Here is a 12,991-nt window from a genome sequence, read left to right as displayed (position 1 = left end):
AAACAAAAACGCTTATGCTTCAAGAATGAAGTATAAGCGTTTTTTCTCTTTAAAACATTATCCCTGCCTTAAAATATTTTGAAACATTTCCGGTTTATTTTGTTTAAAACTCTCTATTATTTCTTTTCCAAATATCGTTATACTCTTCTCCCAAGGATGGCCTAAATACCCCCACTTAAAGTCTTTCTGAATAAAGAAATAGTAATCACCATTCGGAAATATTGGTATACGCCACTCATAAAATTCATTTCTTTCAAACTCTAAGTGTGGATTTACCCAATAACACTCATGTTGCCAATCTAGTGCCATCATATATTCATTCAATGCTGTATTCTCTTTGAAAACTTTTAATGCTTTTTCTTCAAGTTCATCATATACATTTAAATCTACCGATTCTCCAAAATAATGAGAGATGTCATATGTGATAAACGGTCCTGGTACTTTAAACGATGGAAATATTGAAACACTTGGTGAAAATTCATAGTCACTATATACTTCATCCCAAATTCGATCGTACTCTTTATCTGTAAACTCAATCCAATTTTTCATTAAATATCTACCTTCTCTTTATATTTCAAAGGAATTCCACTCAAAAATCCCGAATATATAAATAATCATTCTCGCAAGGAGCGAATTTATATGCATCTATTCGAACACGAAACGTAAATCCGTTTCACTTTTATAAGAGGTCCTCCTTTTTACTTTTCTCATCATATCATTCATTTACAAAATAGGAGGGTACAATTATGAAACGTGATCCATTATTTTTAACTTTATTAGAAAGTACAAATACGAACTTTAGTGGCTGGGATTTTTCTTTCATTTCAGAAACGGGTCGAATGAAGAGCGAGCCTTTATCGTGGTCGTACGGCAGCACTGCTTTTCAACTTATGCAGCATGCAGAATCAATGCTCGATATGGGTACTGGCGGTGGAGAGTTTTTATCTATGTTACAACCATTCCCGCCAACTATTTATGCTACTGAGGGCTACGCTCCAAACGTGCCAATTTCCCGAAAGAAATTAGAGCCTTTAGGGGTTATTGTTGTAGAAGTAAAGGATGATGATGCCCTACCGCTTCAAGATGCTCAATTTGATTTAATTGTGAACCAACATGAATCCTATGCTGCTTCTGAGGTAAACCGAATCCTTTCTCCTAATGGAATATTTCTTACACAACAAGCTGGTGGTCTTGATTGCGCAGAACTTAATAAGCAGTTTGGCACACCACTAAATAGCGAATTTGCAAGTTGGTCACTCGAAACTGCCTGTAATGAGCTAAAGGAAAATGGATTTACTATTTTAGATGCAAAGGAAGAATTCCCTCTTCAACGCTTTTATGATATTGGCGCTATCGTCTATTATTTAAAAGCGATTCCGTGGCAAATTCCTGATTTTACTGTCGAAAGGTATTATGAGGAATTATATCGCATACATAAGATTATGTTGCAAAAAGGCTATTTTGATGTGAAGCAACATCGCTTTATCATTAAAGCGATTCGCAACTAATCATGGAGCATACGAAAACAAAAAAGAGATGGATATGCCATCTCTTTTTTGTTCTAATTTAAGTAACGAAAGTTTGTGTTACAACTTTGGCTAATAAAGTATATTTTTTCAGCATGTAATCACCTAACATATATATTTTTTCAAATAAAGTATAAGTGTAGTTTTTCATCCTATCCTCTATTGAGAAACGAGTTGTTTTTCATATCGTTTGTTCGCATCATCTTCTGTCAAAAATGCAGTTGTGTAATTAATAATATTCCGGTTATCGTACGTGAATATATGCTCTAACATATTTTCATCTGTTAATATTAGCGGTAAGTATTTTGGTAAATTACTAACTACACCTCTATTATTCTCATCTAATATCCATCCAATTTCCTTCCACTCTAATATACCTTCATCAGTACTTAACGGTGTATCCATTTGTACTCCCTCTGGCAAATCAGCAAGGAATACATACATTCCTTCACTAGCCAGAGGCTCGTCTTTATCTTTAAAACCAACATTCCCCTTATACGTTACACTTTGGAGATCTATGCCCGTTTCCTCAAGCGTTTCTCTAATTATTCCTTCATATGGCGTTTCATTATCTTCAATTTTTCCCCCAACACCATTCCACATTCCCATATTCGGCTTTTTATTTCTATTTAGTAAGAGTATTTTATTTCCTTTTCTAATGAATCAAATTGTGTATGTATACATACTATCATTTCCTTTCAATTACACCTTCTTTTGTAAGCAATTGATTTTCCACATGAGTTATTTTGCTTATTTTCAAGTGAAAACACTCGCCTTACAATTCCTTATCACATAATATATAGTACAACTTTCATACGTAAATACTTTACGTCAAACGAAAGAATCCTTTTTAGAAAGGAGCATTTAAAATCGATACTACAAGCAGTGAATTTTTAAAACAGTATTACGACAGCCACGTTTGGTTAAAAGATACCTACTGGTTCGGTGCTCCCATCTGCAAACTTCCCTCTGATCTCTTTTTGTATCAAGAAATCATTTATGAATTAAAGCCCGATTTAATTATTGAATGCGGGACTTTTCATGGTGGTAGTGCACTGTATTTAGCTTCTATGTTAGATTTAATCGGAAAAGGTCACGTACTTACTATCGATATAACTCCGCAGCCAAATCGGCCATCACATAATCGGATTACGTATTTAACAGCATCTTCTGTTTCTGTGCAGGCCGTCCAAACAATAGTAAGTATGCGCAAACCTGATGATGTGATTTTAGTTATTTTAGATTCTGATCATAGTAAAGAACATGTATCAAAAGAACTCTTACTTTATAAATCTATTGTAACCACTGGTAGTTACATTATTGTAGAGGATACATGTATTAACGGAAATCCTCTCCTTCCAGATTGGGGCCCTGGCCCGATGGAAGCCGTGGAAGAGTTTTTAGCTAAAAATAACAATTTCATAATCGATGAATCTAAACATAAATTTTTCATATCTTTTAATCCAAAAGGTTTTTTAAAGAAAATAAAGTGAACCTTTAATAAGTGGGGCTTTATGAATTCCCCACTTATTCTATAATTTTCATTTTTGAAAAAGGATAATACACAAATTCTACTTTTCCTATCACGTTATCTTCTTCAATATATCCTAAGCCATTGCGACTATCCCTACTAAGTTCACGGTTATCTCCCATGACAAATAGCTTATTTGGTGGAATCTTTGTCTTTTGGAAATTGTAAAATACTTGTGTATTGTTGAATAAATCTTTATTTGTATACGGCTCTACTTGTTTTTTATCATTTACATATACAGTTCCATTCGTTATGTTAATTACGTCACCAGGTAGCCCTATTACCCTTTTCACATAATATTTCGATTCGTCCTCTTCTTTAATAATGACAATTTCCCCGTGCTGTATGTTAGAAAAATGTACTGCTGCTTTATTTACAAATACGTAGTCTTCCTCATTTAAAGTCGGCTGCATGGATTTCCCTTCTACCTTACATAACGTAAAAGAATGATAGGCTATTACCATAACAAGTATAAATAGTATGTACTTCCCCCAACCTCTCTTAATCTCCTCTTTCATATCCATTCCCACCTTATAAAATAACTCAAAAAATATATCACTGCACAATATATTCCTGTGCAGTGATATTATTTTTACTGGGCCTTGTTCGGCTGTTCTACCGGGACTGAATTTGCATTTGATCTTTTCGCTTTCAAGTCAAAATACGCATCCAAAATTTCTTTACCAATCGCGGAATTAACCCCTGATTTATCATTATTCACCCATGGTACAACAACTGAAAAAGCTACTTCCGGATCAGCATCATATGGCGCATAGCCGGCAAGAGTTAAATTATAACATTTTTTTCGGTTATAGTTCTCATCTCTTCCAATATCACTTTCTCCACCATATACCGTCTCAGCTGTTCCTGTTTTTCCAGCTGGTTTATACGGTAAGCCTTTAAACGTTCCTGTACCTGTTCCGTCAGCTTCTTGAAAAACTCTTCTAAACCCTTCTTTTACATGATTAATGTATGACGTGTCCATATCCACTCGATTTAAAACAACCGGTTCAATTGATCGAATAACTTTTCCGACATCCTCTGGGCGGTTTGGCTGCTCTCTAATTTCTTGCACAATTTGTGGTTTCATTCGGTAACCGCCATTTGCAATTGTTGAAATATATTGAGCAAGCTGTAGCGGTGTATATGTATCATATTGTCCAATTGCATAATCAAGTAAAAAGCCTGGTATATTATCAGTTCTACCCATTTGACCAATTGATTCATTTGGCAAGTCAATACCAGTCGATACACCTAAACCAAATTGTCTAAAATAGTAACGCATTTTATTAAATGTCTCTTGTTTAATATCTAACGGATTGTTTGGCACATAATTAATCCCCGCCATTTTTAATGCTGTATTAAACATATAAACGTTCGACGAAACTTGTAAAGCTCTTAAATCATCAATATCACCAAAATCTTTCCATGATTTTTTCGGCTTAGTACTTCCTTTAAAGTACATTGGCGCATCAAAGAAATGCGTAAACGGTTTAATCGCTTCTGCTTGGTATCCAGATAATAAAGTAGCCCCTTTCACAGTTGATCCTAACTCATAGGAACTTGTCATCGTCCCTAATGCGTAGTCTTCTATTTGCATCACGCCATCTTTATTTACAATTTTCTTTCCTGCCATTGATAAAATTTGACCGTTTTTCGGATTCATCATTACAACGAAAGCACGATCCATCATCGGTTCTGAAGAATGAAACGCTCGTAAATTTTTTTCAAGACTTTCCTCTACCTTTTTTTGCAAATCCATATCAACCGTTAACATTAAGTTATTTCCACTTTTTCCTTCAGTCACTTTTTCAGTCCGAATAATATTCCCTGCTTTATCTGTAATATTTCTAGATTGTTCTTTCGTTCCATGTAATGCATCTTCGTATTGCTTTTCGATGTAACTCTTACCAATACGATCATTTCGGTTGTAATCACGAACTAAATAATACTCTAATTGTTCTCTTGGCAATCCCTCATTTTCATTAGAAACGCTACCAAGTATAGAACGAAGGATTTTATCATTTGGATATTCACGTTCCCAATCTACTGTCGTATCTATCCCCGGCAAGCTTGCTAATCTTTCACTAACGATTGCATATTCATTTTGACTTACATCTTTTTTAACGATTTGCGGCGTCATTTTATATCCCGCATTCATTTTACTTTTAATTGCTAATACTTCTAAATCATCTTTTGAAAGCTCCTTTAATTCTTCTTGTGTAATTCTCTCCCGACGCAACTCTTCTACTTTTTTATCTAATTCTTTCCCTTCTATTTCCTGCTTCCTAAATTTACTCTCATCTGCTTTCGTTACTTTTTCTGCAGCCCTTTTTTCATTTAACTGCATCCAAAAATCTTTTTTATCTGTCTCTGTTAACTTATCCATATCCTCTTGCGACATTTCAATTAGCCCTGCTAACTCTCTCGCTACTTTTAAAACTTCTTTCGCGTCTACTCCTTTCATTTTCGTATATGTAACGGTTCGTAGCGGTTTGTTATTTACAATCACTTTGCCTTCTCGATCAAACATTTTCCCTCTAGGAACAGGCGTGCTCACCGTCACATCTTCCTTTTTATTCACTTCATTTCGATACGTTTCTCCATCAATGATTTGCACTTTACCTAGTTGAATAATAATAGCTGAAAATAAAAGAAAGACGATAAAAAATAGTACATTTAACCGAAATGGAATATGAGTCTTTTTCTTTTTCGGCTGTTTCTTTTTCTCCTTGTTCTGTCTCATTTCGCTCCCTCGCTTCATTCTATTAACTTCTACGCATAAATTGAAACTTTAAACAGAGTGGTCCTCTGTTTATTAGCCCACACCAATCGGACTTTTACAAGCAGGTAATCTTCCACCTAACTTCTTCTCCTGTGCCGAATTTTTCAGATAGGAGTCTTACTGCTCGCAAATAACGGGATAACTCATTATGTATCAAATTTATTTATATGATATATATAGAATTTTATATTAGTTACAAAAGAAAGAAAAGATTTAATTTTCAGTTTTCGGATTTTGCATCCTATTTATTACCATTCCCCTTACAATACAATATCATGAATACAAAAAACTGAGGTAGATACATTGCACCTCAGTTTTTTTACGATAACTTATTTATTTGAAGATAACCCTTCAACAAATTCACCAATCTTTTGTCGAAAAACAAAATCAAAGTTATATTCCTGCCCTGTTAACTCTTCATTTACTAAAACGGTTGTTGCTCCAATTTCCCTCTTTGCAATTTCCGGGAATGATGCGACAGGCTGTACTTTTAATGACGTTCCCATAACGAGAAACACATCTGTTTCATATAAACGTGTAATCGCATTTTGATATTGCGGCAGTGTATCTCCGTATAAAACAACATCTGGATTTAAAATGAAATTACACTTCTCGCAGCGCGGTACTTCATGATCAATCATATATTGTAAATCATAACCCGTTTTACACTTCGGACAATGTGCTGTTTGAAGTGTTCCGTGTAAATCAATGACATGTTTACTACCACCTAATTGATGTAAACCGTCGATATTTTGCGTTAAAATTGTTATATCTTTCCCTTGTTCTTCTAGCTCAGCTAAAAAGCGATGTCCACGATTAGCTTTATATTGATGAAACGTATTAATTTGAAATATTTCTTTATAATGCTTCCAAAACTCTTTCGGACTTCTGTTATAGTACCCTCTCGATAAGTACATCTCCACATTCGCATCAGCATACAACCCATTTGCTGAGCGAAAATCTGGGATGCCACTTTCTGTACTGGCTCCTGCGCCTGTTAACACAGTAATTTTCTTCGCTTTTTCTAAAATTGAACGAACTTCTTCAAATTGCACAAAAATCACCTCTATGTATATTCCTATACTTATTATACCAGTTGTTTACAGGAGGTGTTGTATGATTCGTTTTATTTAATGCGTCGCGCCCCCAATTTCTACAATATCTACCTCTACTTCCGCCGTTACTTCGATTGCCAATTCTATCCCTTTACTAATAGTAGAAAGTGACATACTCGGTTGCCCTGGGTAGCTACTCGCTTGTTCTGGTAAGAACGGAATGTGAATGAATCCGCCTTTTATTTTCATATCATGTTTTTCGAGTTCATACATAAGTCCATAGAATAAGTGATTACAAACGAATGTACCTGCCGTTTGTGAAACAGATGACGGTATGCCTTCTTCGCGAAGTTTTTTTACGATTGCTTTCATCGGAAGCGTGGACCAATAGGCAGCAGGTCCTTCCTCAACAACCGGTACATCCACCGGCTGATTCCCTTCATTGTCAGCAATTCTTGCATCATCAATATTAATTGCGACACGCTCTATCGTAATATCTAGTCTACCCCCAGCTTGTCCGATACATATAATCATTTCCGGCGACAGTTCTTCTATATATTCTTTTAAAACTTTTATTGATTTATGAAATACAGTTGGTACTTGTTTACTAATAATTTTGTACTCTCCGATTGTTTTTTCATGCAAACTTTTTGCGACTTCCCAAGCTGGATTGATACTTTCTCCGCCGAACGGATCGAACCCTGTTAATAATACTGTTTTCATCGTTTTCCCTCCTAATTAGAAACGATATACTAAGCCGTACATAATAAACATATTTATGATAAAGATTGAAAGCGCGATGGGTACTTGCGCTTTAATAACAGCATTTTTATCTTTTAACTCTAAAAGCATTGCTGGAACGATATTAAAGTTTGCTGCCATTGGCGTAAGCAGTGTTCCGCAATATCCAGCAAACATGCCGAGTGCGGCCATAATCGCTGGATTCCCACCGTGCATTTGAACAATTAAAGGTAATCCGATTCCGCCAGTGATTACTGCAAACGCTGCGAATGCATTCCCCATTACAACTGTGAAAAGCATCATTCCTAAACAGTACGCCATAACAGCAACGAATGGATACTCTGTCGGTAACACTTTTCCAACTAAATCAGAAACGACTTGTCCAACACCAGACTTCGCAAAAATACCGCCAAGTGCTGCTAACATTTGTGGTAAAATAACTGCCCAACCAACAGCTTGTAATAATCTACTTCCTTCTTGAACAGGCGTCGTTATTTTCGATTTTGTAATACGCATCGCCGCAACGAATGCGAGTAATGCTCCTAACGCTAATGCAACTAACGTTACTTTATCTGGATCTACAAGGGATACATTTCCCCATTTGATTTTCCCTAACGTTAACGTACCGATAATTGTAAAAATAGGAATTAAAAGTGCAGGCATGAAAATTTTATTTTTTAATTTCTCAGCATGTTTCACACGTTCTTGTACAGGTACTTCTTTCTCCTGAGATTTTGTTACTTTATTCAATGAAGCTAACACGACCATAGCGAGCACGATACACCCAACGTAAAACGAAGGTATTACATTTCCGAATAAAAATGTAACTGCGAATAATGCCCAAAATAAGCTAGAACCGAATCGGTTTGGATGTTCACGATCGAATGCGATACGCACAGCGATAAAGGCAACGATTATACCTAATACATAATAAATTGTATCCATAGTTATGATGTTCATCTTATATAGCCTCCTTCTCTTGTTTTCCTTCTGCCTTCATTGTTTTCGCTATATATTTATCAAACCTTCTGAATCTAATCCAGCTTACGATTAGTGCGGATATTGCTGTTGGAATACCCCAAAGCGCCATATCCCATACTCCGACATGCATACCTACTGAATCGAAGAATCCTTTCATTAATAAAATCGCACCAGTTGCGATAAAAATATCTTCTCCGAAAAACCAAGCTGTATTTTCCGCAGCAGCTGCGTTTGCTTTAATCTTTTCTCTTAATTTTTCCGGAAGTTTACCGTATTTACCTTGTGCCGCTCCTTCTGCCATTGGTGCAACGAGCGGTCTTACTGTTTGCGCATGACCACCAATATTCAGCCCTAGTGCCGCTGATGATTCTCTTATTGTAAAATATGACATTAATACTCTTCCAGTTGTTGCCCCTTTTGATTTCGTTATAAGTGCTTCTGCCCTTTCTTTTAAACCATAACGCTCTAAAATTCCGATTACAGGTAAAGTTAGTATAATAGGCATAGACATATATCTATTTTCTATAAAAAATTTACCGAACATGCTGATGACGTCATAAAAACTTAATCCTGAAACCATACCAGTAACAATTCCTGCAACCATTACTACTAATAGTGTATTTAACCTAAATAGAAAGCCAACTGCAACAAGTAGTATCCCAATTAATTTAATCATTTCCAGCACTTCCTCTCATTTTTTATTTCGGTGCACATATAGAAACACCATTAAGTTCGAATGTTCTGTATATTCTCTCCGCAAATTGTACCGCTTTCTCTCCATCGCCATGCAAACAAATTGTTTGCGCCTGAACTGTTACTTTCTCTCCATTCACCGCTTCTACATATCCTTCTTTTACCATTTGAAGCACTTGTTTTATCGCTTCGCCTTCATCTGTTATAAGTGCATTTTTTTCTGTACGACTTGTTAATGTCCCATCTTGCTTATACGTACGATCAGCAAAAACTTCTTGCATGAATGTTACTTTATATTTTTCTGCAGCTTGTATAAACGCCTCGCTATTTGCTAATCCGTAAAGTAATAGATCCGGGTTCATATGAGAAATTGCCTTTACGATTGCATCTGCAATTGCTGGGTCAGTTGCCGCCATATTATATAGGGCACCGTGCGGTTTCACATGATGCATCTTCGCGCCTGCCGCTTTCACAAACCCGTCTAATGCACCAATTTGATATAAAACGTAATCATATACTTCACTTGCTGAAACATTCATGTTTCTTCTTCCAAATCCAATTAAATCAGGAAATCCAGGATGCGCCCCTATTGCTACGTTATGTTTCAAAGCTTTTTCAACTGTTTGACGCATAACGATCGGATCACCCGCATGAAAACCACAAGCAACATTTATAGAGGAAACGAACGGAAGAATCTCATCATCATTCCCCATTTTATAAGCTCCAAAACTTTCTCCTAAATCACAATTCAAATCGATTGTCGTCACGATATTTCCCTCCTACTCTCAGCTTCGTAAAGCGATGAACTTCTTTAATAGTTTCATATTTTCTTCCTGCTCTATGTACAATCGCTCCGCTTCTTCTATAGAAACTTTTTCAAAAGTTACATAGTCCCCTGGTTTCAGCTGGGCAAGCAGAGGTAAATCTACTGAAATGACATTTCCGATTCTCGGATAGCCACCTGTCGTTTGCCTATCTGCCATTAATATAATAGGCTGCCCACCATTTGGAACTTGAATGGTTCCAAATGTAACAGGACTTGATAGAATTTCTTGTTCTATTTCTCTATTTAAAACTTCCCCATCAAACCTATATCCCATGCGATCAGCATAATTGGACACTTTATACTCTTTCATAAAAAATGACTCTTTACTTTTTTCTGTAAACTGATTATATTCAAAATCTGTTATGACGCGAAGCGTAGGATGCTTCTTATATTTTGGTAAGACGTTATTTCGAATTGCCCATTTTGTTTTTATTCGCTCTTCCTTTTGTAAGTTCTGAATGAAACGACTCGCCATTTCTGCGTGCGTACCAATTTGAAAATAGTCACCCTTTTTGAGCATCCTTCCTTCAATCCCGCCAATAGCAGCTCGCATATATGTACTTTTACTTCCCATTGTATGATCAATATGAATACCACCAGCAAATGTTACATATGCTCTGCACCCACGTTTCGCTTTTCCAAAACAAAGCATGCTGCCTTCTTCTGCTAAAATAGGACGCCATAACGGAATTCGTTCTCCATTCAATAACGGTTCCAAATCCGCACCGCCAATCGCGAGCAAAGTCGTTTTCTTTAGTAACAATTTAGGTCCCATTATCGTCATTTCTAAACCTGCTTCATTTTCTTCATTACCGACTAACATATTGATTAGCCTAAGTGCATTTTTATCCATCGCACCGCCAACTGGTACACCATACTGTTGATAATGAAATCGTCCTAAATCTTGGACTGTTGTAAACATCCCCGCATGTAAAACCTCTACATCCATTCTTTAGCCCCCTCTAGCGATACGTATTCTTCCTTTGTTACCGGGATAAAACGTAAATACATACCACTTTGAATATAGGTAGGTGATTCTTCTCTTGGATTAAATAATGAAATCGGTGTTCGGCCGATAATATTCCATCCACCCGGTGTTTCAAGTGGATAAATACCTGTTTGATTTCCACCAATCCCTACCGAACCAGGAGCAATTTGTAACCGTGGTGTTTCTTTTCTAGGTGTTTCTAATTGTTTTGATAGTCCCCCTAAATATGGGAATCCTGGTGTGAAACCTAACATATACACAAAATATGTTGTTTCGCTATGTATACGAATAACATCCTCTACTTGCAAACCTTGATAATGTGCGACCTCTTCTAAATCCGGCCCATATTCGCCTCCGTAGCAAACTGGTATAGAAATATGTTTCACATTCTGGTTCACTTCTTCTTTATATGAATCACACAGCTCCTGTATATATTGGCAAACGTAATCATATGACCTTTCACTTCTCTCATTTTGCATCCATACTTCGTACAAATTATAGTAAATTGCTAATGAAGTAAACGATGGCACACATTCAACCATTCCTGTAAATGGATGTTGTTTCAACGCTTGAAATAATCGCTGCACTTTTCCGTATATATCCATCCTAATTTCTTCACCAAACGTAACAATAATCGCTTGATCCCCTAACGCAGAAAATTTCATCCCATTCCCTCTTTCTATGACAAAAAGCCGAGTTCTTTCGAAATGCGGTATGCTGTTTCTTTCACTTTCGCAGTAAAATATGAAATGTTACTTTCGCCATACTCAATTGCTAAACCTGAAATACTAATACCTGCTACAACCGTTCCATCATTCGCAAAAATCGGAGCTGCTATAGCCGCTGTATGATTTTCTAATTCAGAATAACTAATTGTGTAACCTTCCTTTTTCGCTAGTTGTAATACTTCTAGCAAATGTTCCTTATTCACAATTGTTCCATCCGCAAACTGTTTTAAATCGGTTTCCTCTATGTACTTCCTTTTCTCTTCCTCAGAAAAATAAGATAGTAAAATTCTCGGACATGCCCCCGCATAAAGAGGTGCTCTTCTTCCAACCGCTGTATAAACACGTACCGGCTGAACTCCTTCCATCTTTTCAACGTAAATTGCATCATTACCATCTTGAATAATTAAATTAACTGCCTGCCCTAAACTATCTCTAAGCTCTTTCATATATGGAATCGCAATATTTCTTACTGATAATCTTTGTGAAACAAGTTGCCCAAACCTTAAAAAAACGACTCCAAGACGATATTTCCCCTTCTCATTTTTTTGTAAAAGCTCCATTTCTTCTAGCGAACCGATTAAACGATAAACAGATGTTTTCGGCATATTTGTAAGCTGAACCATCTCTGTTAAACTTAACTCTTCATGCTCATAAAATAACTCTAAAATATCCATTGTCTTCACTGCCGTTTTATTTATACTCATCCTATCTCCTTTTTGTTACGAATTTCGGAACTTTAATTCCATTTTTCGAAACAAAGATATAATTTAAAATTATAAAATATTCTTTCAATTCTATCAATATTTTTTTCACGTACATAATCCGATATATTTTGTCCGCTATTAAAAAAACACAAATAATAAGTGATTTATATAAAATGAAAGGCTCTTGAATGATTGACAAAACTTTAACACGTGAAGAACGAACTATTAGAATAAAAGTTACAATAAAAAGTACGGAAGTTTAGATTTGAAATAAAATTTGATCACTTTTCATTAATAACACTGCTATAAAAGAAAATATAAAGAGCATGTTTGAATCAATTTTTGATCAAAACATGCTCTTCTCATTGTTATTCACAGTATTCTTTTTTAACTTGATTGATTGTTTCTTCGTTCAACTAACAAGTCTATTAGG

14 protein-coding genes are annotated in these 12,991 nt (G+C 35.9%); 2 read left to right on the top strand and 12 right to left on the bottom strand.

The annotated features are described in order from the left end of the window. Positions 1-57: 57 nt before the first annotated feature. Positions 58-549: a DUF2716 domain-containing protein gene (locus tag JDS81_RS07265; RefSeq protein ID WP_097954331.1), complete on the bottom strand. Its 492-nt coding sequence runs from the start codon at positions 547-549 to the stop codon at positions 58-60. A gap of 197 nt (positions 550-746) precedes the next feature. Between JDS81_RS07265 and JDS81_RS07260 the strand changes: the two genes are divergently transcribed. Further along, positions 747-1,508 carry a class I SAM-dependent methyltransferase gene (locus tag JDS81_RS07260; RefSeq protein ID WP_097954332.1) on the top strand — a complete coding sequence of 254 codons (762 nt, stop codon included), beginning with the start codon at positions 747-749 and terminating at the stop codon, positions 1,506-1,508. Between the two features lie 177 nt (positions 1,509-1,685). Here the strand turns inward: JDS81_RS07260 and JDS81_RS07255 are convergent, their stop codons facing one another. Continuing rightward, positions 1,686-2,186 (bottom strand): NUDIX hydrolase, encoded by a 501-nt coding sequence (locus tag JDS81_RS07255; protein ID WP_252199182.1) that lies wholly within the window; start codon positions 2,184-2,186, stop codon positions 1,686-1,688. Between the two features lie 209 nt (positions 2,187-2,395). On the opposite strand from JDS81_RS07255, the gene JDS81_RS07250 reads away from it, so the two are divergent. After that, the gene (locus JDS81_RS07250) at positions 2,396-3,019 is read left to right on the top strand and encodes a cephalosporin hydroxylase family protein (protein ID WP_097954333.1); all 624 of its coding nucleotides are present in this window, start codon (positions 2,396-2,398) and stop codon (positions 3,017-3,019) included. A gap of 34 nt (positions 3,020-3,053) precedes the next feature. On the opposite strand, the gene lepB is transcribed toward JDS81_RS07250, so the two are convergent. The 10 genes from lepB to JDS81_RS07200 form a co-directional block, all read right to left on the bottom strand. Further along, on the bottom strand, positions 3,054-3,575 hold the full coding sequence (lepB, locus tag JDS81_RS07245; RefSeq protein ID WP_000656825.1) for a signal peptidase I: 522 nt from the start codon (positions 3,573-3,575) through the stop codon (positions 3,054-3,056). A 74-nt stretch (positions 3,576-3,649) separates the two neighbouring features. Beyond that, a complete protein-coding gene (locus JDS81_RS07240) occupies positions 3,650-5,803 on the bottom strand; it encodes a peptidoglycan D,D-transpeptidase FtsI family protein (protein WP_097954386.1) in 2,154 nt (717 codons plus the stop codon). A 368-nt stretch (positions 5,804-6,171) separates the two neighbouring features. Further along, entirely contained in the window at positions 6,172-6,897 is a 726-nt protein-coding gene (locus tag JDS81_RS07235) for an NAD-dependent protein deacylase (protein ID WP_142312438.1), read from the bottom strand. 75 nt (positions 6,898-6,972) lie between these two features. Then, positions 6,973-7,620, bottom strand: a complete 648-nt coding sequence (gene pcp, locus JDS81_RS07230) for a pyroglutamyl-peptidase I (protein ID WP_000859719.1) — start codon at positions 7,618-7,620, stop codon at positions 6,973-6,975. A gap of 15 nt (positions 7,621-7,635) precedes the next feature. Next, positions 7,636-8,598 carry a DUF979 domain-containing protein gene (locus JDS81_RS07225; RefSeq protein WP_001021667.1) on the bottom strand — a complete coding sequence of 321 codons (963 nt, stop codon included), beginning with the start codon at positions 8,596-8,598 and terminating at the stop codon, positions 7,636-7,638. A 1-nt stretch (position 8,599) separates the two neighbouring features. Further along, positions 8,600-9,295 carry a DUF969 domain-containing protein gene (locus JDS81_RS07220; RefSeq protein ID WP_000593386.1) on the bottom strand — a complete coding sequence of 232 codons (696 nt, stop codon included), beginning with the start codon at positions 9,293-9,295 and terminating at the stop codon, positions 8,600-8,602. 22 nt (positions 9,296-9,317) lie between these two features. Next, positions 9,318-10,079 carry a 5-oxoprolinase subunit PxpA gene (pxpA, locus tag JDS81_RS07215; protein ID WP_097954335.1) on the bottom strand — a complete coding sequence of 254 codons (762 nt, stop codon included), beginning with the start codon at positions 10,077-10,079 and terminating at the stop codon, positions 9,318-9,320. An 18-nt stretch (positions 10,080-10,097) separates the two neighbouring features. Next, entirely contained in the window at positions 10,098-11,087 is a 990-nt protein-coding gene (locus JDS81_RS07210; RefSeq protein ID WP_097954336.1) for a 5-oxoprolinase subunit C family protein, read from the bottom strand. Further along, complete coding sequence (pxpB, locus tag JDS81_RS07205; RefSeq protein ID WP_097954337.1) at positions 11,078-11,791, bottom strand: 5-oxoprolinase subunit PxpB; 714 nt, start codon at positions 11,789-11,791, stop codon at positions 11,078-11,080. Before pxpB ends, JDS81_RS07210 begins: the two co-directional genes overlap by 10 nt. Before the next feature lie 14 nt (positions 11,792-11,805). Continuing rightward, on the bottom strand, positions 11,806-12,558 hold the full coding sequence (locus JDS81_RS07200; RefSeq protein ID WP_000026375.1) for an IclR family transcriptional regulator: 753 nt from the start codon (positions 12,556-12,558) through the stop codon (positions 11,806-11,808). Positions 12,559-12,991: the final 433 nt, after the last annotated feature.

Origin of the sequence: Bacillus cereus group sp. N31 (assembly GCF_016483245.1) — a bacterium.
In the GTDB taxonomy this organism is placed as follows: Bacteria; Bacillota; Bacilli; order Bacillales; family Bacillaceae_G; genus Bacillus_A; species Bacillus_A toyonensis.
Note: the sequence above shows the minus strand (reverse complement) of the source record. Positions and strands in the feature narration are given on the sequence as shown.